This is a genomic window from Serratia sp. OLAL2 (assembly GCF_002752475.1).
GTDB classification, from domain to species: domain Bacteria; phylum Pseudomonadota; class Gammaproteobacteria; order Enterobacterales; family Enterobacteriaceae; genus Serratia; species Serratia bockelmannii.
In genome coordinates this window covers 59,167-83,776 of record NZ_MSTL01000017.1, presented here as the reverse complement: position 1 = coordinate 83,776, position 24,610 = coordinate 59,167, and the positions used below count along the sequence as shown (strand labels likewise).

General features: G+C 60.2%; 20 protein-coding genes. 10 read left to right on the top strand and 10 right to left on the bottom strand.

From position 1 onward, the window contains the following. Positions 1-174 precede the first annotated feature (174 nt). From nagE to BVU99_RS11975, 5 genes are all read left to right on the top strand, one after another. On the top strand, positions 175-2,211 hold the full coding sequence (gene nagE, locus BVU99_RS11995; RefSeq protein WP_025301857.1) for an N-acetylglucosamine-specific PTS transporter subunit IIBC: 2,037 nt from the start codon (positions 175-177) through the stop codon (positions 2,209-2,211). Positions 2,212-2,451: 240 nt separating this feature from the next. Then, a complete protein-coding gene (glnS, locus tag BVU99_RS11990; protein ID WP_025301858.1) occupies positions 2,452-4,116 on the top strand; it encodes a glutamine--tRNA ligase in 1,665 nt (554 codons plus the stop codon). Between the two features lie 577 nt (positions 4,117-4,693). Next, entirely contained in the window at positions 4,694-6,097 is a 1,404-nt protein-coding gene (locus BVU99_RS11985; protein WP_025301859.1) for an OprD family outer membrane porin, read from the top strand. A gap of 45 nt (positions 6,098-6,142) precedes the next feature. Next, entirely contained in the window at positions 6,143-6,469 is a 327-nt protein-coding gene (gene chiQ / locus BVU99_RS11980) for a ChiQ/YbfN family lipoprotein (RefSeq protein ID WP_025301860.1), read from the top strand. A 13-nt stretch (positions 6,470-6,482) separates the two neighbouring features. Further along, positions 6,483-9,140 (top strand): beta-N-acetylhexosaminidase, encoded by a 2,658-nt coding sequence (locus BVU99_RS11975; RefSeq protein ID WP_099816691.1) that lies wholly within the window; start codon positions 6,483-6,485, stop codon positions 9,138-9,140. A gap of 246 nt (positions 9,141-9,386) precedes the next feature. Here BVU99_RS11975 and fur read toward each other — a convergent pair whose 3' ends face one another. The 4 genes from fur to ybfF form a co-directional block, all read right to left on the bottom strand. Further along, positions 9,387-9,833, bottom strand: a complete 447-nt coding sequence (fur, locus tag BVU99_RS11970) for a ferric iron uptake transcriptional regulator (protein WP_019454058.1) — start codon at positions 9,831-9,833, stop codon at positions 9,387-9,389. 329 nt (positions 9,834-10,162) lie between these two features. Continuing rightward, complete coding sequence (fldA, locus tag BVU99_RS11965; protein ID WP_025301862.1) at positions 10,163-10,702, bottom strand: flavodoxin FldA; 540 nt, start codon at positions 10,700-10,702, stop codon at positions 10,163-10,165. 264 nt (positions 10,703-10,966) lie between these two features. Beyond that, complete coding sequence (gene ybfE / locus BVU99_RS11960; protein WP_004939936.1) at positions 10,967-11,254, bottom strand: LexA regulated protein; 288 nt, start codon at positions 11,252-11,254, stop codon at positions 10,967-10,969. A gap of 256 nt (positions 11,255-11,510) precedes the next feature. Beyond that, positions 11,511-12,284: an esterase gene (gene ybfF, locus BVU99_RS11955; RefSeq protein ID WP_025301863.1), complete on the bottom strand. Its 774-nt coding sequence runs from the start codon at positions 12,282-12,284 to the stop codon at positions 11,511-11,513. Between the two features lie 224 nt (positions 12,285-12,508). On the opposite strand from ybfF, the gene seqA reads away from it, so the two are divergent. The 4 genes from seqA to BVU99_RS11935 all read left to right on the top strand — a co-directional run bounded on the left by seqA (position 12,509) and on the right by BVU99_RS11935 (position 15,903). Further along, positions 12,509-13,051 carry a replication initiation negative regulator SeqA gene (seqA, locus tag BVU99_RS11950; protein ID WP_099816692.1) on the top strand — a complete coding sequence of 181 codons (543 nt, stop codon included), beginning with the start codon at positions 12,509-12,511 and terminating at the stop codon, positions 13,049-13,051. A gap of 77 nt (positions 13,052-13,128) precedes the next feature. Then, entirely contained in the window at positions 13,129-14,772 is a 1,644-nt protein-coding gene (gene pgm, locus BVU99_RS11945) for a phosphoglucomutase (alpha-D-glucose-1,6-bisphosphate-dependent) (RefSeq protein ID WP_016928750.1), read from the top strand. Positions 14,773-14,962: 190 nt separating this feature from the next. Further along, positions 14,963-15,604, top strand: coding sequence for a PadR family transcriptional regulator (locus BVU99_RS11940; RefSeq protein WP_025301865.1), 642 nt, complete (start codon positions 14,963-14,965; stop codon positions 15,602-15,604). Next, positions 15,604-15,903, top strand: a complete 300-nt coding sequence (locus BVU99_RS11935; RefSeq protein WP_004939927.1) for a DUF3861 domain-containing protein — start codon at positions 15,604-15,606, stop codon at positions 15,901-15,903. Before BVU99_RS11940 ends, BVU99_RS11935 begins: the two co-directional genes overlap by 1 nt. Positions 15,904-15,930: 27 nt before the next feature. On the opposite strand, the gene kdpE is transcribed toward BVU99_RS11935, so the two are convergent. From kdpE to BVU99_RS11905, 6 genes are all read right to left on the bottom strand, one after another. Next, a complete protein-coding gene (kdpE, locus tag BVU99_RS11930) occupies positions 15,931-16,620 on the bottom strand; it encodes a two-component system response regulator KdpE (protein ID WP_016928747.1) in 690 nt (229 codons plus the stop codon). Positions 16,621-16,636: 16 nt separating this feature from the next. Beyond that, positions 16,637-19,333 (bottom strand): two-component system sensor histidine kinase KdpD, encoded by a 2,697-nt coding sequence (gene kdpD / locus BVU99_RS11925; protein ID WP_099816693.1) that lies wholly within the window; start codon positions 19,331-19,333, stop codon positions 16,637-16,639. Between the two features lie 73 nt (positions 19,334-19,406). Further along, positions 19,407-19,976, bottom strand: a complete 570-nt coding sequence (gene kdpC, locus BVU99_RS11920; protein ID WP_025301867.1) for a potassium-transporting ATPase subunit KdpC — start codon at positions 19,974-19,976, stop codon at positions 19,407-19,409. A gap of 18 nt (positions 19,977-19,994) precedes the next feature. After that, entirely contained in the window at positions 19,995-22,064 is a 2,070-nt protein-coding gene (gene kdpB, locus BVU99_RS11915; RefSeq protein WP_049295169.1) for a potassium-transporting ATPase subunit KdpB, read from the bottom strand. 26 nt (positions 22,065-22,090) lie between these two features. Continuing rightward, positions 22,091-23,779, bottom strand: coding sequence for a potassium-transporting ATPase subunit KdpA (kdpA, locus tag BVU99_RS11910; protein ID WP_099816694.1), 1,689 nt, complete (start codon positions 23,777-23,779; stop codon positions 22,091-22,093). Then, positions 23,779-23,868 (bottom strand): K(+)-transporting ATPase subunit F, encoded by a 90-nt coding sequence (locus BVU99_RS11905; protein ID WP_016928742.1) that lies wholly within the window; start codon positions 23,866-23,868, stop codon positions 23,779-23,781. The genes kdpA and BVU99_RS11905 overlap by 1 nt, the downstream gene beginning before the upstream one ends. A 441-nt stretch (positions 23,869-24,309) precedes the next feature. Here BVU99_RS11905 and BVU99_RS11900 point away from each other — a divergent pair, with 441 nt between their 5' ends. Then, positions 24,310-24,519, top strand: coding sequence for a YbfA family protein (locus BVU99_RS11900; protein ID WP_004939916.1), 210 nt, complete (start codon positions 24,310-24,312; stop codon positions 24,517-24,519). The last annotated feature ends 91 nt before the right edge of the window (positions 24,520-24,610 follow it).

Below are 24,610 nucleotides of genomic sequence, written 5' to 3'. Positions count from 1 at the left end.
AGACTACTTTTTGGTGATATTTATCACAAAAAAGGAGGTTTTAATTTGCGATACAAAATAAATTTTTTACACTCGGCATGAGTGATACGTGCCAAGCATTGTTTCTAAAAAGGTAGTGAGAGCTCCAAATAAACTACTAATAGGGTCCGTCCGCGGACAACATAGGGGGAAAAGGTGAACATTCTTAGTTATTTGCAAAAGGTGGGACGGGCGCTGATGGTGCCGGTCGCCACGCTGCCCGCCGCCGCCATCTTGATGGGCGTCGGGTACTGGATTGACCCTGTTGGTTGGGGCGGCGACAACGCTTTCGCTGCCTTATTGATTAAGTCTGGCTCTGCGATTATCGATCATATGGCGGTGTTGTTCGCCGTTGGTGTCGCCTACGGCATGTCCAAAGATAAGGACGGCTCTGCCGCACTGACCGGTTTCGTCGGTTTCCTGGTGCTGACGACCCTCTGTTCACCGGCCGCCGTGTCGATGATTCAGAAGATCCCGCTCGATCAGGTGCCTGCCGCGTTCGGCAAGATTGAGAACCAGTTCGTTGGTATTCTGGTGGGTATCATCTCCGCCGAAGTGTACAACCGCTTCAGCGGTGTCGAGTTGCCTAAGGCGCTGTCGTTCTTCAGCGGCCGCCGTTTGGTGCCGATCCTCATTTCCTTCCTGATGATCCTGGTCGCTTACATCCTAATGTTCGTCTGGCCGGTCGTGTTCGGCGCTCTGGTGAGCTTCGGCGAACACATCCAAAAATTGGGCTCCGTCGGCGCGGGTATCTATGCCTTCTTCAACCGCCTGCTGATCCCGGTCGGCTTGCACCACGCGCTGAACTCGGTGTTCTGGTTCGACGTGGCCGGCATCAACGATATCCCTAACTTCCTCGGCGGCCAGCAGTCGATTGACGCGGGTAAAGCGGTTGTTGGCATCACCGGCCGTTATCAGGCGGGCTTCTTCCCGATCATGATGTTCGGTCTGCCGGGCGCGGCGCTGGCCATCTATCACTGCGCGCGTCCTGAGAATAAGGCGAAGGTGCTGGGGATCATGATGGCAGGGGCATTCGCTGCCTTCTTTACCGGCATCACCGAACCGCTGGAGTTCTCCTTCATGTTCGTGGCACCGGTGCTGTACGTGATCCACGCCGTACTGACCGGTATCTCGGTGTTCATCGCCGCTAACATGCATTGGATTTCAGGCTTCGGTTTCAGCGCCGGCCTGGTGGATATGATGCTGTGGGTGCGTAACCCGCTGGCGACCCACTGGTACATGCTGATCCCGCAGGGCCTGGTGTTCTTCGTTATCTACTATGTGGTGTTCCGCTTCACCATCAACAAGTTCAACCTGATGACCCCGGGCCGCGAGCTGGCGGTTGCCGGTGACGAAACCGACGGTTATGACGTCAACGTCAACAGCAGCGCCGGTAAAGACGAGAACGAAACCACCACGCTGGCCCGTCGCTACGTCGGCGCGATCGGCGGCTCCGACAACCTGACCGGCATCGACGCCTGCATCACCCGCCTGCGTTTGAACGTGAAGGACTCTGCGCTGGTGAACGACGCATTGGCGAAACGCCTTGGTGCGTCGGGCGTTATTCGTCTGAACAAGCAGAGCGTACAAGTGATCGTCGGCACCCGTGCCGAGCTGATTGCCAGCGCAATGCGCAACGTAATTGCGGCCGGCCCGGTAGCGGCTGCGGCGGCTCCGGCGGCGGCCCCTGCCGCGGAAGTCAAACCGCAGGCGGTGCCGAACGCACCGAAAGTCGCGTTTGAAACGCTGGTGGCGCCGGTGACGGGTGAAGTCGTGGCGCTCGATCAGGTGCCGGACGAAGCTTTCGCCAGCAAGGCGGTCGGTGACGGCCTGGCGATTCGCCCGACCGACAAGATCGTGGTGGCGCCGGCGGATGGCACCGTGGTGAAAATCTTCAATACCAACCACGCGTTCTGCCTGGAAACCGACAAGGGCGCTGAGGTCGTGGTACACATGGGGATCGACACCGTCGCGCTGGAAGGACAGGGCTTCAAACGCCTGGTGGAAGAGGGCGCGGAAGTGAAAGCCGGTCAACCGATTCTGGAACTGGATCTGGATTACCTGAACGCTAACGCGCGCTCGATGATAAGCCCGGTGGTGGTCAGCAACGCTGACGACTACGCCGGCCTGGCGGCGCTGGCCAGCGGCTCGGTGGTCGCCGGTCAGACCAAGCTGTACGAGATCCAAAAGTAAGGCCGTTTTTACCTGAGTAGTATCCGGGGCCGGTCACGCATCATGGCGGAGTTTGCCCCGACTTGGCGGGAAGAGAGCGATCTCTTCCCGCTTTTTTTATTCCGTTTCGCCCCATGGCGGTGCGCTGCGCGCCGATGGTGCAACGCGCCGCATTTTTCGTGAAACAAACGGTTGTTTCCAGACGTGGCTTGTTGGATCATAGGCGGTTATGTGTAGCGCTTTGCATTGAGGAACAGTGAAATGAGTGAGGCTGAAGCCCGCCCAACCAATTTTATCCGTCAGATCGTCGATGAAGACCTGGCGTCGGGGAAACACACGTCGGTACATACCCGCTTCCCGCCGGAGCCTAACGGCTATCTGCATATCGGCCACGCCAAGTCCATCTGCCTGAACTTCGGCATCGCCAAGGACTATCAGGGCCAGTGCAACCTGCGTTTCGATGACACCAACCCGGTGAAAGAAGACATCGAGTTCGTGGAGTCAATCAAGCACGACGTGGAGTGGCTGGGCTTTGAGTGGAGCGGCAACGTTCGTTACTCCTCAGACTATTTCGATCAGCTGCATCAGTATGCGGTTGAGCTGATCTCCAAGGGCCTGGCCTACGTCGATGAGCTGTCGCCGGAGCAGATCCGTGAATATCGCGGCACGCTGACCGCGCCGGGCAAAGACAGCCCGTACCGCGATCGCAGCGTGGAAGAGAACCTGGCGCTGTTCGAGAAGATGCGCAACGGCGAGTTTGCCGAAGGCGCCGCCTGCCTGCGCGCCAAGATCGATATGGCTTCGCCGTTTATCGTGATGCGCGATCCGGTGCTGTACCGCATCAAGTTCGCCGAACACCACCAGACCGGCAATAAATGGTGCATCTATCCGATGTACGATTTCACCCACTGCATTTCCGATGCGCTGGAAGGGATCACCCACTCGCTGTGTACTCTGGAATTCCAGGATAACCGCCGTCTGTATGACTGGGTGCTGGATAACATCACCATTCCTTGCCACCCGCGTCAGTACGAGTTTTCGCGCCTCAACCTCGAATACGCCATCATGTCGAAGCGCAAGCTGCACCAGTTGGTGGCCGAGAAGATCGTTGAGGGCTGGGACGATCCGCGTATGCCGACCGTTTCCGGTCTGCGCCGTCGCGGTTATACCGCCGCCTCTATCCGCGAGTTTTGCCTGCGCATCGGCGTGACCAAGCAAGACAACAACGTCGAGATGGTGGCGCTGGAATCCTGCATCCGTGACGATCTGAACGAGAACGCCCCGCGCGCCATGGCGGTGCTGGATCCGGTGAAAATCGTCATCGAGAACATGGGCGATGCGGTGGAAATGGTCACCATGCCTAACCACCCGAACAAACCGGAAATGGGCAGCCGCGATGTGCCGTTCAGCCGCGAAATCTATATCGATCGCGCCGACTTCCGCGAGGAAGCCAACAAGCAGTACAAGCGTCTGGTGCTAGGCAAAGAAGTGCGTCTGCGCAATGCGTACGTGATCAAGGCCGAGCGCGTCGAGAAGGACGAAGCGGGCGAGATCACCACCATCTTCTGCAGCTACGATGCGGAAACGCTGAGCAAAGATCCTGCCGACGGCCGCAAGGTGAAGGGCGTGATCCACTGGGTGTCTGCGGCGCACGCACTGCCGGCGGAAATTCGCCTGTACGATCGCCTGTTCAGCGTGCCTAACCCGGGCGCGGCGGAGGACTTCCTCTCCACCATCAACCCGGAATCGCTGGTGATCAAGCACGGCTTCGTTGAGCCGAGCCTGGCGGCCGCACAGCCGGAGAAAGCCTACCAGTTCGAGCGTGAAGGCTACTTCTGCGCCGACAACCGTTACTCGTCGGCCGAGCATCTGGTGTTTAACCGCACCGTCGGCCTGCGTGACACCTGGGCGAAAATCGAAGGCTAATCTTATTCGCCTCGAAAATTAATGAATCAGCGCGGCTTAGGCCGCGCTTTTTTATACCTGCGATTTAGCGAATAATCTATTCCTCTCACATTTATCTGGGCTGCGTTTAATTAATCGCAGCGCGTGAGGCCATAAGTTTTCTGATATTGGCCTTACTAATCTTAATTTTCACTTATATATTCGTGATGCGAATTAATTTCATTTAGAGAGCGCTCTCAATTTTTATCGTCTGCCTGACGAATTTAGTCAGGCTGAAACCATTAATCGTCTCTGGTTGACCTTGTATCTCAATTTATTCTGATTTAATTGAATTTTTTATTCGACACCTTCCATGATCGCCGGCGTAACAAAATATCACTGATATGTGCTCCTTGTCATACTTTGACAAATCTTCCGCATTTTTCATTTGATAATTCGCGTCGCGAAAAATAGTCTGTCTGTAGCAATTAGTGCTGTGGGAATAACATCTCGTCGGCAATATTTTTTACCCGTTCGGGTTTTTTATTGGCAGTCGTGCAGGGCAGTGGTGAACACAGGCGGCTGCAACTTTTAAGTTAAGTCAAAGAGGAATTTCACTATGGGTACGCACGGTGCTCAGCGTAAAACGCTGGCGCTCGCAGTCGCGGGCGCGCTGTTGGGAACAGGGTTTGCCATGGCGCCTGAGGCGAAAGCCGCAGGGTTTATCGATGATTCCACGCTGACCGGCGGCATTTATTACTGGCAACGTGAGCGCGACCGTAAAGATCTCAATCCGGACAGCAAGGATTACAACCAATACACCACCAACCTGTCGCACTCCACCGCCAACCTGAGCCTGGATTTCGCGTCGGGCTACGCCTGGGACATGTTCGGTCTGGACGTCGGCGCCTTTACCGCCATCGAGCTGGCGGAATCCAGCGCCAGCGGCCACCCGAACGAGATCGCGTTCTCCTCTAAAAACCGTACCTACGACGAAGACTATTCCGGTGACAAAGGTGGCGTCAGCCTGTACAAAGCTGCCGCTAAATTCAAATACGGCCCGGTCTGGGCGCGTGCCGGTTACATTCAGCCGAGCGGCCAAACCCTGCTGGCGCCGCACTGGAGCTTTATGCCGGGCACCTATCAGGGGGCTGAAGCCGGCGCCAAGTTCGATTACGGCGATGCCGGCGCGTTGAGCTTCTCCTACATGTGGGCCGACAAATACAAGGCGCCGTGGCATATCGAGGTGGATGACTTCCGCCAGAACGATAAGAAAACCCGCGTCTCCTACCTGCACTCGCTGGGCGCCAAGTACGATTTCAAAAACGATTTGGTGCTGGAAGCTGCCTTCGGCCAGGCACAGGGGTATGTGAATCAATACTTCACCAAGGCGTCTTACAAATTCGATCTGCTGGGCAACCCGCTGACCACCAGTTACCAGTTCTACGGTGCGGAAGACCGCATCAGCGACAAGAACGATCCGAACAGCATCTACGACGGTCTGGCCTGGCTGCAGGCGCTGACCTTCGGTTACACCACCGGGCAGTTCAACTGGCGTCTGGAAGGCACCATGGTCAAGGCGGAAGGCAACCAGGGCTTCTTCCTGCAGCGCATGACCCCGACCTACGCTTCGTCCAACGGTCGTTTGGACGTGTGGTGGGATAACCGCTCCGACTTTAACGCCAACGGCGAGAAAGCGGTGTACGCCGGCGTGATGTATGACCTCAGCAACTGGAACCTGCCGGGCATGGCGGTCGGCGGCTCCTACGTTTACGCCTGGGACGCCAAGCCGAGCACCAACCCGATCTACGATCAGAGCCAGCGCCTGAAAGAGAGCGCCTGGAGCCTGGACGCGATGTATACCATCCAGGAAGGGCGCGCCAAGGGCACCCTGATCAAACTGCACTACACCCAGTATGACAACCACACCAACATCCCGAGCTGGGGCGGCGGTTACGGCAACATCTTCCAGGACGAGAAAGACGTCAAGTTCATGGTCATCGCGCCATTCACCATCTTCTGATGCGTTCCCCGGCCTCGCCGCCGGGGCAGTTAAGGGAATTCAACGATGAAAAAAATCATGCTGATGTTGGCGGCCGCTGCGGCCCTGAGCGCCTGCGCGCAACCCACCGCGCCGCCGGAAGACGCCAAGTTGAAGCAGGCTTACAGCGCCTGCATCAACACTGCCGAAGGCTCGCCGGAGCGTCTGCAGCCCTGTAAGGCGGTGCTGAACGTGCTGAAACAAGAGAAGCAGCACCAGCAGTTCGCCGCGCAGGAAACGGTGCGGGTGATGGATTATCAGAACTGCATTATGGCGGTGCACAGCGGTAACGGTCAGGCTTACGACGCCAAGTGCGGCAAGCTGTGGCAAGAAATTCGCGATAACAATAATTAAGAAGGATAAGAAGATGAACGCATTCAAACTGAGCGCACTGGCCGCGTTGACGGCAACGATGGGATTCCTGGGCGGCATGGGGAGCGCCATGGCCGATCAACAGCTGGTGGATCAGCTTAGCCAGCTGAAGCTGAACGTGAAAATGCTGGATAACCGCGCCGGCGAAAACGGCGTGGATTGCGCGGCGCTGGGCGCTGACTGGGCCTCTTGCAACCGGGTGTTGTTCACCCTCAGCAACGACGGCCAGGCGATCGACGGCAAAGACTGGGTCATCTATTTCCACAGCCCGCGCCAGACCCTGCGGGTAGACAACGACCAGTTCAAGATCGCTCACCTCACCGGCGATCTGTACAAGCTGGAGCCGACTGCCAAATTCAGCGGCTTCCCGGCCGGTAAGGCGGTGGAAATCCCGGTGGTCGCCGAATATTGGCAGCTGTTCAGAAACGACTTCCTGCCGCGCTGGTATGCCACCTCCGGCGACGCTAAGCCGAAAATGCTGGCGAATACCGACACCGAAAACCTGGATCAGTTTGTGGCGCCGTTCACCGGCGATCAGTGGAAGCGCACCAAGGACGACAAAAACATTCTGATGACGCCGACCTCGCGTTTTGTCAGCAACGCCGATCTGCAGACGCTGCCTGCCGGCGCGCTGCGCGGCCAGATCGTGCCGACGCCGATGCAGGTGAAGGTTCACGCGCAGGACGTCGATCTGCGCAAAGGGGTATCGCCGGATCTGAGCACGCTGGTTAAGCCGGCGGCGGACGTCGTCAACCAGCGCTTCGCGCTGCTGGGCGTGCCGGTTCAGGCCAACGGTTACCCGATCAAAACCGACATCCAGCCGGGCAAATTTAAAGGCGCGATGGCGGTGCCGGGTGCCTATGAGCTGAACATTGGCAAGAAAGAGGCGCGGGTGATCGGCTTCGATCAGGCCGGGGTGTTCTACGGGCTGCAGTCGATCCTGTCGTTAGTGCCGAGCGACGGCAGCGGCAAGATCGCCACGCTGGACGCCAGCGACGCGCCGCGCTTCCAGTATCGCGGCATTTTCCTCGACGTGGCGCGCAACTTCCATAAGAAGGACGCGGTGCTGCGCCTGCTGGATCAGATGGCGGCCTACAAGCTCAACAAATTCCACTTCCACCTGAGCGATGACGAAGGCTGGCGCATCGAGATCCCCGGTTTGCCGGAGCTGACGGAAGTCGGCGGCCAGCGCTGCCACGATCTGAGCGAAACCACCTGCCTGCTGCCGCAGTACGGCCAGGGGCCGGACGTCTACAGCGGCTTCTTCAGCCGTCAGGACTATATCGACATCATCAAATACGCTCAGGCGCGCCAGATTGAGGTGATCCCGGAGATCGACATGCCGGCACACGCCCGCGCCGCGGTGGTCTCGATGGAAGCGCGCTACAAGAAACTGCATGCCGCCGGCAAAGAGCAGGAGGCCAACGAATTCCGCCTGGTGGATCCGACCGATACCTCCAACACCACCTCCGTGCAGTTCTTTAACCGCCAGAGCTACCTGAACCCGTGCCTGGACTCTTCCCAGCGCTTTGTCGACAAGGTGATCGGCGAGATCGCCCAGATGCATAAAGAGGCCGGCCAGCCGATCAAGACCTGGCACTTCGGCGGCGACGAAGCGAAAAACATTCGCCTGGGCGCCGGCTATACCGACAAGGCGAAACCGGAGCCGGGCAAAGGCATCATCGATCAGAGCAACGAAGATAAGCCGTGGGCCAAGTCGCAGGTTTGCCAGACGATGATCAAAGAGGGCAAGGTGGCCGACATGGAGCACCTGCCGAGCTACTTTGGCCAAGAGGTCAGCAAGTTGGTGAAAGCGCACGGCATCGACAGAATGCAGGCCTGGCAAGACGGCCTGAAAGACGCCGAGAGCGCGAAGGCGTTCGCCACCTCGCGCGTGGGCGTCAACTTCTGGGACACGTTGTACTGGGGCGGTTTCGATAGCGTCAACGACTGGGCCAACAAAGGGTATGAAGTGGTGGTCTCCAACCCGGACTACGTCTATATGGACTTCCCTTACGAGGTGAACCCGGACGAGCGCGGTTACTACTGGGGTACCCGCTTCAGCGACGAACGCAAGGTGTTCAGCTTCGCGCCGGACAACATGCCGCAGAACGCGGAAACCTCGGTTGACCGAGACGGCAACCACTTCAACGCCAAGAGCGACAAGCCGTGGCCGGGCGCCTACGGGCTGTCCGCTCAGCTGTGGAGCGAAACCCAGCGCACCGACCCGCAGATGGAATACATGATCTTCCCACGCGCGCTCTCGGTGGCAGAACGTGCCTGGCACCGCGCCGGTTGGGAGCAGGACTATCGCGCCGGCCGCGAATACAAAGGCGGGGAAACCCACTTTGTCGATACCAAGACGCTGGAGAAAGACTGGCTGCGCTTTGCCAATATCCTGGGCCAGCGTGAACTGGCCAAGCTGGACAAGGGCGGCGTCGCTTACCGTCTGCCGGTACCGGGCGCACGCGTAGCGGGCGGCAAGCTGGAGGCGAATATCGCGCTGCCGGGGTTGGGCATCGAGTACTCCACCGACGGTGGCAAGCAGTGGCAGCGCTATGATGCCAAGGCCAAGCCGGCGATCTCCGGTGAAGTGCAGGTGCGTTCGGTCAGCCCGGACGGCAAACGCTACAGCCGCGCCGAGAAGGTCTAAGCCCGGTGCAACGGCCCGCAGCCCTGGCGGCGGCCGTATAACGAAGGGGGAATGCGTTCGCCCACGCGTGTCGGCGTAGGGCGGACGTTGTAGTGAGAGTAGTACGTGGAGTCGCTGTGCCGCTGCAATTGTGATATTTCATGACATGATTTTCCCCCGGCTTGTCCGGGGATTTTTTTGTCTGCTGTACGGCGGGCATAAAAAAACCGCCTCGGTGTGAGGCGGTTTTTCATAGCCGGTCAGGGCTTACTTCTTGTCGTGCAGCGTTTCGTCTTCGCGGCAGTCACCGGTTTCACAGTGGCCGTACAGGTACAGGCTGTGGTTGGTGAGCTTGATACCGTGCTGCTTGGCGATATCACGCTGGCGCACTTCGATGGATTCGTCGCTGAATTCGATCACTTTGCCGCAGTCCAGGCAAATCAGGTGATCGTGGTGATGCTGTTGGGTCAGCTCGAACACGGACTTGCCGCCTTCGAAATTGTGACGTGTCACAATGCCCGCATCGTCAAACTGGTTCAGTACGCGATAAACCGTTGCCAGCCCGATCTCTTCGCCCATATCAATCAGTTTTTTGTACAAATCTTCCGCACTGACGTGATGGCATTCCGGATTTTGCAGTACTTCCAGGATTTTGAGTCGCGGAAGCGTGACTTTTAAGCCGGCCTTCTTCAATGCGATGTTGTTGTCGGTCATGCGAATTCAGTCCTGTTACTATGCTAATCAAGTTGAGGCGTACTCGCCTGTGGCATCGGTCGGCACAAAGAGTTAATGCGTCTCATTATAGAACCGGTTGTACTAAATGGAAACCGCCGGTTGTTAACAAAGATATAATTGCACTATTGCATGTTTTGCATGCAACGCCTTGATGGATGGGATAAACCGATATCTCAGTCTACCGTGACGGGGTGGGAAGTTACAAATCTGTAGCTTCTATCGCAGCAATCCCTGTTGCCGATGACGGCCCTGTCGGCACACTATGCACTTTACAGGGCCTTTGTTCAACCTTTCGCCAGTGCCGGGGTTTAGCCGACGATATCGGCCAGGCTCAGCTCTTCGACAATCTGTTTGACCCAAGCGTCCACGCGCTCGTTGGTCAGCTCCGGCTGACGGTCTTCGTCGATCGCCAGACCGATGAAGTGATCGTCGTCCGCCAGACCTTTGGAGGCCTCGAAGTGGTAGCCTTTGGTCGGCCAGTGGCCCACGATGGCCGCGCCGCGCGGTTCGATGATGTCGCGGATGGTGCCCATCGCGTCACAGAAGTATTCCGCGTAGTCTTCCTGGTCGCCGCAGCCGAACAGCGCCACCAGTTTGCCGTTGAAGTCGACTTCTTCCAGCGTCGGGAAGAAATCATCCCAGTCACACTGCGCTTCACCGTAGTACCAGGTCGGGATACCCAGCAGCAGGATATCGAACCCTTCCAGGTCTTCTTTGCTGCTTTTAGCGATGTCATGCACTTCAGAGACGTCGTCGCCAAACTGTTTCTGGAGAATTTTCTGGATCATTTTGGCAATGTTTTCGGTATTGCCAGTGTCGCTGCCAAAGAAAATGCCTACAGTAGCCATATCGCGTATAACCTTTAAATTCAAGTAATTGCATTACTCGATGCCAGCACTGCCGCCGCTGACGCCGATTAAAATGATGCCATGGCAAGAGCCTTTCGCCTCCGGGGCGGGCGCCGACAGGCGCAGTCTCTTACCGGTAAATGCGTATCATGCCAGAAAGTGGCGCCGGGGTTTTATCGCATTTATGCGATGCCGGAGAATGAAGAAAAGCGGGGTCGATCCGGCGTTGTCCTTAACGCCGCGCCGCGCGTGCGGCCGAAGAGATCAATGTTCCGGCTGTTCTTCCGCCAGTTGTGCCAACAGCATCTGCTCGATGAGTTCGCTGCGGCTGATGTTGCGCTGTTCCGCCAGTTTGTTCAGGGCATCCACCGCGTCCGCGTTGATTTTCAGCTCTACGCGTCGCAATCCACGCACTTTATCGCGCCGTAACTGATTGCGCTTATTGATTCTAAGCTGTTCATCGCGGGAAAGCGGGTTGGTTTTCGGGCGCCCCGGACGGCGTTCATCTGCGAACAGATCCAGCGTCGTGCGATCCGTTTGTTCTTTTGCCATAGGTAGCGGTACTGCAAGGGAGTTTGCATCAAAAAGCGCTCGCACGCTTCCGGAGGCATCGGTTAACACACTTCGGGCCAATAAACCCTAACCCAAATTCACCTCCGAACCGGCGTTCGCGAACGCGCTGGCGCGGCGGCAAAATTATAGCGCGCCATATTACCCCAGCAGATGGAGCGGCGACAATGCCTAACTGCGGGCTAAACGCGCTAAGCCGTTATCTTTAGCGCGTTTTTTCGCCAGGTGAGTGCGTTTTTCAGGCTTCGCCGAGGAAACGGTGGATGGCGCGCAGCACCGCTTCCGGTTTTTCGGCGTGCACCCAATGGCCGGTGCCGGCGACGACGTGTGCGCGGGCCTGCGGGAACTGGCGGGCGATATCCGCACGGTAGCTGTCCTGCACGTACGGCGACAGGCCGCCGCGAATGAACAGAGTCGGATGCGGCCAGGCCGGGACTTCCTGCCAGCCGGTAATGTCTGCGTAGCGTTCGATCAGTACCGGCAGGTTGAAGCGCCATTCACCGTTATGGAAGGACTTCAGCAGGAACTGGATGACGCCTTCTTCCTGCAGGTAGTCGCGCATTAGCTGGGCAGCCGCCTGGCGCTGGGTAATGCCGGCGGCGCTGACGGCCTTCAGCGCGGCGAAGATCTCGTCGTGGCGGCGGGTTTGGTAATCCACGGGCGCGACGTCGATGACGATCAGCCTGGCGATGCGCTCGGGCGCGATGGCGGTCAGCGCCATCGCCGCTTTGCCACCCATCGAGTGGCCGATGACGATCGCTTTTTCCAGCTGCAGTTCGTCGAGCAGCGCCAGCAGATCCTGCGCCATGGCGGGGTAGTTCATGTCGTCGGCGCGCGGGGAGAGGCCGTGGTTGCGCAGATCGACCTTGATCACACTGTGCTGTTTATGCAGATCGCGCGCCAGCACGCCCAGGTTGTCCAGATTGCCGAACAGCCCGTGGATCAGCAGCACCGGCAGCGCGTCTGACTCGGCGGCCAGCAGTTGATAATGTAATTTCATGGCGAAGTTCATACTGAGAGAGATTCAGATTAGGGTATCATGATTGAATCGCACGATGAATCATGCGGAATTTTCGCGGCGCGGGCTTGGCAGTGCCGGCTATAGGTATTAGTCTGCATTTGCCGTCCGGAGGCACATTGTTGTGTTCGCCCCAGCGCTTTTAACCTTATAATCCCATGGCTTGAATGCAGGATCTGGCTTCAGGTTCTAAGTAGAAAAAACAGTATTGGATAAAGATGAAAACTATTGAAGTCGACGAAGAGCTTTACCGTTATATTGCCAGCCACACGCAACACATCGGTGAAAGCGCGTCCGATATTTTACGCCGCATGTTGAAATTCACCGCCGGGCAACCGGTGCGCGCGTTGCCTGCCGCCAGTGCGTCACAGTCCGTCGAGCTGGAAAAAGTGGTGCCGGCTCAGCGTCCGCGCGATCGCGTACGCGCCGTGCGTGAACTGCTGCTGTCGGATGAATACGCCGAGCAGAACAAAGCGGTCAACCGTTTCATGCTGGTGCTGTCCACGCTGTACACCCTCGATGCCGCCGGTTTCGCCGCCGCTACCGAGGCGTTGACCGGCCGTACCCGCACCTATTTCGCCGGCGATCAGCAGACTCTGCTGGCCAACGGCACGCACACCAAGCCGAAGCATGTACCGGGCACCCCTTACTGGGTGATCACCAATACCAATACCGGCCGCAAGCGCAGCATGATCGAACACATCATGCAGGCGATGCAGTTCCCGGCGGAACTGATCGAGAAAGTTTGCGGTACCGTCTAATTTAGCGAACAGCCCGTCATGATGGCCGTGCGCGACGTATTTGCCCGGTCACCGACAGGGATGAGGGAGATATGTCGATGGCGAATAATCCACGTGCCGGGCAGCCCGCCCGCCAAAGCGATCTGATCAACGTAGCCCAGCTGACGTCGCAGTACTATGTGCTGCAACCGGAAGCCGGCAATGCCGCACATGCGGTGAAGTTTGGTACCTCCGGCCACCGCGGCAGCGCGCAGCGCCACAGCTTCAACGAAGCGCACATCCTCGCCATCGCTCAGGCGATCGCCGAAGTTCGTCATCAGCAAGGCACTACCGGCCCGTGCTACGTGGGCAAAGACACCCATGCACTGTCCGAGCCGGCCTTCATTTCCGTGCTGGAAGTGCTGACCGCCAACGGCGTCGATGTGATCGTGCAGGAAAACAACGGCTTCACGCCAACGCCGGCGGTATCGCACGCCATTCTGTGCCACAACCGCCGCGGCGGCGCGCAGGCCGACGGCATCGTCATTACGCCGTCCCATAACCCGCCGGAAGATGGCGGTATCAAATACAATCCGCCGAACGGCGGCCCGGCTGACACCAACCTGACGTCGGTGATCGAGAAGCGCGCCAACGAACTGCTGGCGCAGCAGTTGAAAGGCGTTCAGCGTCAGTCGCTGGATAAGGCCTGGAACAGCGGCCACCTGCATGCCAAAGATCTGGTGCAGCCTTATGTCGAAGGCCTGGTTGACGTGGTCGACATGCCGGCCATTCAACGCGCCGGCCTGAAGCTGGGCGTGGATCCGCTCGGCGGCTCCGGCATCGCCTATTGGCAGCGGGTGGCGGAACACTACAAGCTGGATCTGACGCTGGTGAACGACTCCATCGATCAGACCTTCCGCTTTATGCACCTGGACCATGACGGCATCATCCGCATGGACTGCTCGTCCGAGTCGGCGATGGCCGGCCTGCTGGCGCTGCGCGACAAATTCGATCTGGCGTTCGCCAACGATCCGGATTACGACCGTCACGGCATCGTCACGCCGAAGGGCCTGATGAACCCGAACCACTATCTGGCGGTAGCCATCAACTACCTGTTCCAACATCGCCCGCAGTGGGGCGCCGATGTGGCGGTAGGTAAAACGCTGGTATCCAGCGCGATGATCGACCGCGTGGTGGCTGACCTGGGGCGCAAGCTGGTGGAAGTGCCGGTCGGCTTCAAGTGGTTCGTGGACGGCCTGTTCGACGGCAGCCTGGGCTTCGGCGGCGAAGAAAGCGCCGGGGCCTCGTTCCTGCGCTTCAACGGCCAGCCGTGGTCGACCGACAAAGACGGTATCATCATGTGCCTGCTGGCGGCTGAAATCACCGCGGTAACCGGTGAGAACCCGCAGCATCATTATGACGATCTGGCCAAGCGCTTCGGCGCGCCGAGCTACAACCGCATCCAGGCGCCGGCAACCCATGCGCAGAAAGCGGCGCTGTCCAAACTGTCGCCGGAGATGGTCAAGGCCAGTACGCTGGGCGGGGATCCGATCACCGCACGTCTGACCGCGGCGCCGGGCAACGGCGCGTCGATCGGCGGCTTGAAAGTGATGACTGACAATGGCTGGTTCGCGGCCCGTCCTTCCGGTACTGAAGAGGCTTACAAGATCTACTGCGAGAGCTTCCTCGGGGCGGAACACCGCGAGAAGATTGAGCACGAAGCGGTCGAGATCGTCAGCGAAGTGCTGGCTTCCGCCAAGTAATCGCTTTTCATGATGGATAAAAAGCGCTGTTTTTACAGCGCTTTTTTTATGCCTGTAATTTAGATATATCTTTTTCACGGTACGTGCTTGCACATTTAGATATATCGATCTAGATTAGCGCTATCGACGCTGTTTAGATATATCTAAACAACCTCGTATTGATGTTCACTGTTAAGCGAGGTATCACCTTATGTTTCATCGATTAGGTTTACACCGGCATCACCACCACCATCATGAGTGCGAAGAGGGCCGCCGTCATCGCGGCGGGCGCCATCACTTCGGCGGCGAAGGCGAAGAACACGGCCGAGGTGGGCGTGGTGGCCGGGGCGGGCGTCATCGTCTGTTCGAACACGGCGATCTGCGCCTGGTGTTGCTGGCGTTGGTGGCGCGCAAGCCCAGCCACGGGTACGAATTGATCAAGGCGATCGAGGAAGCGTCATCCGGCCTGTACGTGCCGAGCCCGGGGGTGATTTACCCCACGCTGACGCTGCTGGAAGAACAGGATTTCCTTGAGCCGCTCACCACCGGCAACGGCCGCAAAAGCTACCGTATCACCGTGGCGGGCGAGGGCGAGCTGCAAAAGCATCAACAGGTGGTTGACGTCATTCTGGCGCGCCTGGCGGGCGCCGGCCGCGAGCATCATCGGCACGGCAACCTGGCGGAAGGCATCTACGACGCCATGAACCGTCTGCGCAGCCTGCTGCGCGGCAACGTGATGCGCGCCGATCTCACGCCGCAGCAGGTGGAGCGCATCAACGCCGCGTTGCTGACCGCCGTGGCGGCGATCGAAAGCGAAATGCATATTCAACCCACGCAGCAGGAGAAGAACTGATGCCCGGCCACCGTTTTAACATTACCGTTGAAGCCCTGAGCGATCGCCAGGGCAACCCCGTCGAGAAAGCACCGCTGAGTTTTGAGGTGACCAACCACGACGATATTCTCGAGATCGTCGAGCGCATTCGGGCGCGTGACGATCTGAACTTCGGCCCCGAGCAGAGCGCGGCCTTCGCCGTAGGATTGAAGCTGTTCTCCGAAGTGATGATCGAAAACCGCAAACACCCGGTGTTCGCTCCGCTGCGCGAGGCGTTTAAGGAATTTATGGTCGGATTGAAGAAGGGCCCGGCGGCGTAAAGGCGCGGCAAACCGCGCCCACCGGGGTTAAGGCATGAAGCGATAGCCGACGCCGGTTTCGGTCAGCAGGTGTTTGGGCCGGGCCGGATCGGCTTCGAGCTTCTGCCGCAAATGGCCCATGTAGATGCGCAGATAGTGGCTGTGCTCCACGTAGTTCGGCCCCCAGACGTGGCTCAACAGCTGGCGTTGGGTGATCACCTTGCCGGCGTTGGCCAGCAGCTCCGCCAGCAGGCGAAACTCGATCGGCGTCAGATGCAGATCTTCGTCGTTGCGCAGCACCCGGCGATTCACCAGATCGACGGTAATCGCCGAAAAGCTCACCAGCGGGCTTTCCTGTTGGTTAGCTGAGTGGCGGCGCAGTGCGACCCGCACCCGCGCCAGCAGCTCGCCGATGCCGAACGGTTTGCTGAGGTAGTCGTCGGCGCCGGCATCCAGCGCGGCGATCTTGTCCTCTTCGGCGTTGCGCGCCGAGAGCACGATCACCGGAATGGCGCTCCACTGCCGCAGATCGCGGATGTAGCTCAGCCCGTCACCGTCCGGCAAGCCCAAATCCAGGATGATCAGATCCGGTTTGCGCGTGCCGGCTTCAATCAACCCGCGCTGCAGCGTTTCACTTTCAAATACCCGCAGACCTTCGCTCTCCAGCGCGGTGCGCACGAAGCGGCGGATCTCTTTTTCATCTTCAACAATCAGAATGTTGGTTGGCGTTATGCTCACGTTTCCCCTGCGTTGATTACAGATCGAAGGCGTCGCCGTCGATCTCGGGCGGTTTTTCCAGCGGCAGCACGAAGCGGAAGCTGGCGCCGCCGTTGGCGCCGTTTTCCGCCCAGATGCGGCCGTCATGCACTTCAATAATGGCACGACAAATCGCTAACCCCAAGCCGACGCCGGGGATCGCCGACTCTTTATTGCCGCGTGAAAACTTGTCGAAAATTAGCTGCAGCTGATCGGCGGGGATGCCGGGGCCGTTATCCCAGACCTCGACTTCCAGCCACTCGGGCAGCGTGCGGGCGCGAATGCCGATGGTGGCCTCGGCGCCGGCGTATTTATTGGCGTTTTCCAACAGGTTGGTGAACACCCGTTCCAGCAGGCTACCGTCGCAGTTGACCAGGATCTGTTCCGGCGGCAGCTCGACCTCGATCGGATGCTGGCTGAGCAGCGGCTCCAGCATGTGCAGCGAAGCGCCGACGATCTCTTCCAGCGACTGCCACTCTTTGCGCAGGCTGAAACCGCCGGACTGGATGCGCGCCATATCCAGCAGGTTGTTCACCAGCCGGGTGGTGCTCAGCACCTGCTGGCGGATCTGGCTGGCCTGGGTGGCGTGATTGGAGCCTTCGGCCGCCAGGTCCAGCGTGAGGATTTCCGCCTGGCCGAACAGTACCGTCAGCGGCGTGCGCAGATCGTGCGACAGCGCCGCCAGCAGCGAGTTGCGCAGCTGTTCGCGTTCGGCGTCCAGCTTGGCTTCTTCGGCGCTGCGCGCCAGGTGCAGTCGTTCCAGCGCGCTGGCGATCAGCACTGCGAAGGTTTGCAGCAACCGCTGCTGTTCCGGCACCATCAGCTGGCGCAGGTTATTGGGCTCGATCGCCAACAGGCCGAAGGTCTGCTTGGGGGTATTGAGCGGTAGAAGTTGGTAAGGCACGCCGGGCAGGGTGTCGGTGCCGGCGCCGGCCGGCAAGCCTTTATCGAAACTCCAGCGCGCGATGGCTTCGTCTACCGACAGCAGCCCGCCTTCCTCGCCGACCATTTGCTGCAGCCGGCCGCCTTCCTGCGGCAGCAGCAGCACGGTTTTCGCCTGGAAGCTGCTGGAGAGGAAATGACGGCTGGTGTTGGCGATGTCGGCCACGGTCAGCGCGCGGCTCAGCCCGCGCGACATTTCGTACAGATGGCGCGCCCGCTGCTCGCGATAGCGCGCCACCCGGGCCTGATAACGCACCCCGGCGGTCAGGTTGCCGATGATGATGCCGACGGCGAGCATCACGCCGAAGGTCAGCAGATACTGCATATCGCTGACGGCGAACGACCATTCGGGCTGAACGAAGAACAGATCGAAACTGGCGACGTTGATCACCGCTGCCAGCACCGATGGCCAGCGGCCGAAGAACAGTGCGACGATCGCCACGCCGAGCAGGTAGACCATCACCAGGTTGGCCTGATCGAAGCCCGGCAGCAGCCACTGCGAGAGCAGGGTGATCAGCGCGCACAGCGCCACCGCCACCGCGCAGCCGCGCAGCTGCATGCGCCATTTCTCATTGAAGCTGCGGCCGTCGTGCTCCTTGCCTGGCGGCGGCGGTGCGGCGTCGCTCTCCAGCGCGACGATCACCAGATCGAGATCCGGGCCCAGCCGGCCGAGGCGATCGGCGAAGCTGCCGCGCAGCTTCCAGCGCTGCTCGCTGCGGCGGCCGATGATGATTTTGCCGAGGTTATGCTCGCGGGCGTAGCGCAGCACCGCACGCTCTTCGGACGGATCGGCCAGGGTAGCGGTTTCGGCACCCAGTTCCTGCGCCAGCCGCAGCGCGCGCAGAATGGCGCGGCGCTGGTTTTCCGGCAGCCGGTGCAGCTTGGGGGTTTCCACATAGACCGCATGCCAGTGGCAGCCAAGCCGCGCCGCCAGCCGGGCGGCGATGCGCACCAGCTTTTCACTGCCGCTGTTGTGGCCAACGCACAGCAGAATGCTGTCGCGGGTGTGCCACACTTTCTCGCGCCCCTGGGTGTCGCGAAACTCGCGCATCTGGTCATCGACCCGATCGGCGGTGCGGCGCAGCGCCAGCTCGCGCAGGGCGAGCAGGTTGCCTTTGCGGAAGAAGTGCTCGATAGCGCGCTCGGCCTGGCCGGGAATATACACTTTGCCTTCGTGCAGCCTCCGGCGCAGATCGTCCGGCGGCAGATCGACCAGTACCACTTCGCTGGCCTCGTCAAACACGTGGTCGGGCACCGTTTCGCGCACCCGTACGCCGGTCACGCCGCCCACCACGTCGTTAAGGCTTTCCAGATGCTGTACGTTGACGGTTGTCAGCACGTCGATGCCGGCATCCAGCAGCTCTTCCACATCCTGCCAGCGTTTGGGGTGGCGCGAACCGTGAGCGTTGCTGTGCGCCAGTTCATCCATCAACACCAGCGCCGGGTGGCGCGCCAGCGCGGCGTCGAGATCGAATTCATGCACCAGCCGGCCGCGATGCTGGATGCGTTTTTGCGGCAGCAGCGTCAGGCCGTCGAGCAGGGCGGCGGTCTCGCTGCGGCCGTGGGTTTCCACCACGCCGACCAACACGTCCAGCCCCTGAGCGCGCAAGCGCTGGGCCTCCTGCAGCATGGCGTAGGTCTTGCCGACGCCGGCGCAGGCGCCGAAGAATACCTTCAACCGGCCGCGCGGTTTTTCATTGGCCAGCGCCAGCAGGCTGTCGGGATCGGGACGCTGCTGTTCTTCTTCGACCATGACAATTCCTTGTGTTACCAAGCAAAAAGGGGTTCGGCATGCCGAACCCTATCACTATGCTGAATACGGCGCGTTACTTCAACGCATCCAGCGCCAGGTTCAGCTTCAGCACGTTCACCACCGATTCGCCCATGAAGTTGGGCGTGGCCCGATCGGTGTTGTCTTCGATCAGTTTGGCGACCTGTTCCGGCGGCAAATGACGCGCCGCCGCGACCCGCGCCAGCTGATACCGCGCCGCGGCGATCGAGATCTGCGGATCCAACCCACTGCCGGAGGCGGTCAGCAGATCGACCGGGATCGGGCCGCTCATCGCAGGATTGGCCTGGCGCAGCTGCGCTGCGCGCTCGGCGATAGCCTTATCCAGCGCCGGGTTGGTGGCCGCCAGGTTGCTGCCGGCGGAGGCCAGCGAATTATAGGCCGAATCGCCGGTGGCCGATGGGCGGCCCCAGAAATAGTCGGCGCGCGTGAAGTTCTGGCCGATCAGTGCGGAGCCGACCGCCTTGTCGCCCTGGTACAGCAGCGAACCGTTGGCCGCGCCCGAAAACAGCAGCTGCGCCAGCCCGGTGGTCAGCAGCGGATAGGCGATGCCGGTGATCAGCGTCAGCAGGATCAACATCACCAGCGCAGGTCGTAAATACGTCATGTTCATTTCCCTCAATGGTTAACCGGCGACGTGCAGCGCGACCAGGATCAGGTCGATCAGTTTGATGCCGACGAACGGCACCAGCAGACCGCCGACCCCGTACAGCCACAGGTTGCGGCGCAGCAGGGCCGCGGCGCTCATCGGTTTGTAACTCACCCCTTTCAACGCCAGCGGGATCAGGAACACGATCACCAGGGCGTTGAAGATCACCGCCGACATGATGGCGGAGGCAGGGGAGTGCAGGTGCATCACGTTCAGCGCGTTCAGCTGCGGATAGGTGGCCGCGAACGCCGCCGGAATAATGGCGAAGTATTTGGCCACGTCGTTGGCGATGCTGAAGGTGGTCAGCGAGCCGCGCGTCATCAGCATCTGTTTGCCGATGTGTACCACTTCGATCAGCTTGGTCGGGTTGGAATCCAGATCGACCATGTTGCCCGCCTCTTTGGCGGCCTGGGTGCCGGAGTTCATCGCCACCGCCACATCGGCCTGCGCCAGCGCCGGGGCGTCGTTGGTGCCGTCGCCGGTCATCGCCACCAGACGGCCTTCCGCCTGATACTGGCGGATCAGCGCCAGCTTGGCTTCCGGCGTGGCTTCCGACAGGAAGTCGTCCACCCCGGCTTCGGCGGCGATCGCCGCCGCGGTCAGCGGGTTATCGCCGGTGATCATCACCGTTTTGATGCCCATCTTGCGCAGCTCATTGAAGCGTTCCTTGATGCCGCCCTTGACGATATCCTTCAGCGCCACCACGCCCAGCACTCGGGCGCCTTCCGCCACCACCAGCGGCGTGCCGCCGGTGCGCGCCACGCTTTCCACCAGATCGTCCACCGCCCGCGGGAAGTGCCCCTGATTGGTTTCGACGTGACGGCGAATGGCATCCACCGCGCCTTTGCGGATCATGCGCTCCTGCACGTTGACGCCGCTCATGCGGGTTTGGGCGGAGAAGGGCACGAAGGTGGCGTTCAGCGCCTGCAGATCGCGTTCGCGCAGGTTGAAGCGCTGTTTGGCCAACACCACGATGCTGCGGCCTTCCGGCGTTTCGTCCGCCAGCGAAGCCAGCTGCGCGGCGTCCGCCAGCTCTTGCTCTTTCACGCCCGGCGCCGGCAGGAACTCTGAAGCCTGGCGGTTGCCCAGCGTGATGGTGCCGGTTTTATCCAGCAGAAGCACGTCCACGTCGCCGGCGGCTTCCACCGCGCGGCCGCTGGTGGCGATCACGTTGGCGCCGAGCATGCGGCTCATCCCGGCCACGCCGATGGCGGACAGCAGGCCACCGATGGTGGTGGGGATCAGGCAAACCAGCAAGGCGACCAGCACGGTGATGGTGACCACGCTGCCGCTGCCGGCCGCTTCCACGCTGTATTGCGAGAACGGGAACAGGGTGGCGGTGGCCAGGACGAACACGATGGTCAGCGCCACCAGCAGAATAGTCAGCGCGATCTCGTTCGGCGTTTTGCGGCGCTTGGCGCCTTCCACCATGGCGATCATGCGATCGAGGAAGGTTTCCCCCGGGTTGACGCTGCACTGTACCACCAGCCAGTCGGACAGCACGCGGGTGCCGCCGGTGACCGAGGAGAAGTCCCCGCCGGATTCGCGGATCACCGGGGCGGATTCGCCGGTGATGGCGCTTTCATCTACCGAGGCGCCGCCTTCCAGCACTTCGCCGTCGCACGGGACGGTATCGCCGGCTTCCACCAGTACGATATCACCTTTGCGCAGGCTTTCGGCGGCCACTTTCTCCGTGGCGCCGTCGCGGCGCGGGCCGGCCAGCTTTTTCGCCCAGCTGGTTTTCTTGGTGCCCCTCAGGCTTTCCGCCTGGGCTTTGCTGCGGCCTTCGGCCAGCGCCTCAGCGAAGTTGGCGAACAGCACGGTGAACCATAACCACAGGGCGACGCTGCCGGTAAAGGCGGCGGCGCCGTCGGTTTGGCCGGTGAGGATCGCCAGCCAGATGGCGGTGGTCAGAATGCTGCCGATATACACCACGAACATCACCGGGTTGCGCCATTGAACGCGAGGGTCCAGTTTTTTCACCGCATCGATCAGCGCGGTGCGCACCAGGGCGGGTTCAAACAGCGCGCGTTGTTTGCGAGTCATCTCTTATTCTCTCTCTGTGACGTCGGTTAGTTTGCCAACCAAAGCTGCAAATGCTCGGCCACCGGGCCTAGCGCCAGCGCCGGCACGAAGGTCAGTGCACCCACCAGCAATACGGTGCCGATCAGCAGACCGATAAACAGCGGCCCATAGGTCGGCAGGGTGCCGTTGCCCGCCGGCTGGCGTTGTTTGGCGCTCAGCGAACCGGCGATCGCCAGCACCGGCAGGATCACCCCGAAGCGGCCGACGAACATGGCGAAGGCCAGCAGCAGGTTGTAGAACGGCGTATTGACGCTCAACCCGGCGAAGGCGCTGCCGTTGTTGTTGGCGGCGGAGGACAGGGCGTACAGCACTTCGCTGAAGCCGTGGGCGCCCGGATTGAGGATGCCGGCGCGGCCCGCGTCGGTGCCGATGGCCAGCGCGCTGCCCAGCAACACCAGCGTCGGCGTGACCAGGATCGCCAGCGCGGTCATCTTCATGTCGTAAACGTCGATCTTCTTGCCCAGATATTCCGGGGTGCGGCCGATCATCAGGCCGGCGATAAATACCGTCAGCAGTACGAACAGCAGCATGCCGTACAGGCCGGAGCCTACGCCGCCGAACACCACTTCACCGATCTGCATCAGCCACATCGGTACCATGCCGCCCAGCGCGGTGAAGGAGTCGTGCATGGCGTTGACCGCCCCGCAGGACGCGGCGGTGGTCACCACCGAGAACAGGCTGGTGGCGAGAATGCCAAAGCGCGACTCTTTGCCTTCCATATTGATGTTGCTGTCGGCGCCCAGCGCGCTCAGGTGCGGGTTGCCCGCCAGCTCGGCGACCATCACCACCACCACCGCCACCACGAAGATCAGCGCCATCGCCCAGATCAGCGCGTGGCCCTGACGGTTTTCACCGGCCAACTGGCCGAAGGAGAAGCACAGCGCGCAGGGGATCAGGAAGATGGCCAGCATCTGCACGAAGTTGGTCAGCACGGTTGGGTTCTCGAACGGGTGCGCCGAGTTGGCGCCGAAGAAGCCGCCGCCGTTGGTGCCGAGCATTTTGATCGCTTCCTGCGAGGCCACCGGCCCCATCGGCAGCGTTTGCTGCGCGCCTTCAAGCGTGGTGACGTGCAGGTAAGGCAGGAAGTTTTGCAGCGTGCCCTGGCTGACGAAGAACAGGGCGATCAGCAGCGCGATCGGCAGCAGCACATACAGCGTGATGCGGAACAGATCGGCCCAGGCGTTGCCGACGGTCTTGCCGGCGCGGCGGGTAAAGGCGCGGATCAGCGCAAAGGCCACGGCGATGCCGGTGGAGGCGGAGACGAAGTTCTGCACCGCCAGCCCGGCCATCTGGCTGAAATAGCTGAGAGCGCTTTCACCGCTGTAGGCCTGCCAGTTGGTGTTGGTGACGAAGCTGACGGCGGTGTTGAGTGCCAGATCCCAGGAGAGGCCCGGGAAGCCTTGCGGGTTGAGCGGCAGCGAGCCCTGCGCCATCAGCAGGGCGAACAGCAGCGCCAGGCCGAGCAGGTTAAACGCCAGGATCGCCAGCGCGTACTGCCACCAGTTCATCTCGGTGGCGCGGATGCCGCAGGCGCGCCAGACGCCGGCTTCCACCCCGCGCAGCGTAGGCAGCGGCTCACCTTCGATCAGGCGCGCCATAAAACCGCCCAGCGGCCGGGCCAGCAGCAGAAGCACCAGCAGGAAACTGGCGATCAGTAAAAAGGCTGAAGCCGCCATCAGAAATCCTCCGCGTTAAACAGGGCGTAGACCAGATAGGCCAACAGCAGCAGGACCAACAGCGCACCACCAATAACGCTGAAACTCACGGGACACCTCCAGAGGTGTTGTTTTTGATAGAGGCAGTGTAGGGAGCGGGGTAGAAAGAAGATGAAAAAATCGCGCGGGCGGGTGTAAAAAAAGTATAAAAATGGCTGAAATTTCAGCGGAAATTGAGCATTTCAAGCAGCAGGTTGGCGGCGAGATTGCGCCTGATGAGTGAATAAGCAAGGGCAGAGGCGTGGAAGCAGGAACCGGATAATAACCACAATGTAACCCATGATAAGTTAAAAATTAACCTGACTGTAACAAAATTACGAATCGCTGCGGTGATTAGCGATTTTTTGTGCGATTTAGTGGTCGGATGAGTAGTAAACTTTCATCAAGTGCGCTAAAATTTTGCTCAGTTACCAAATTACCGATTGTTCATTTGATACGCCCACGCCGTTTTCCCTGACAAATCAACGGCAGGCGTTTTTAAGGAGGTTCGCATGTCTACGACCTATCACGCTTATTCACTGCATCGGATTCTCCTGCGCCGCAGCGCAGTGGTTATCGCGGGCATTTTGGCCCTGCCGGTGATGCTGTTCCGCAGCGATCGCGGGCGTTTTTACAGCTACCTGCACCGCGTCTGGTCAAAAACCAGCGATAAGCCGGTCTGGCTGCAGCAGGCGGAACTGGCGTCCTGCGATTTCTACTGAGTCGCTGCCGATTCACGAAAAAACCCTCGCCCTGTGGCGGGGGTTTTTTTATGCCTCTGGCCACCCCTATCAAGCGCAAGGTCGTATTTGG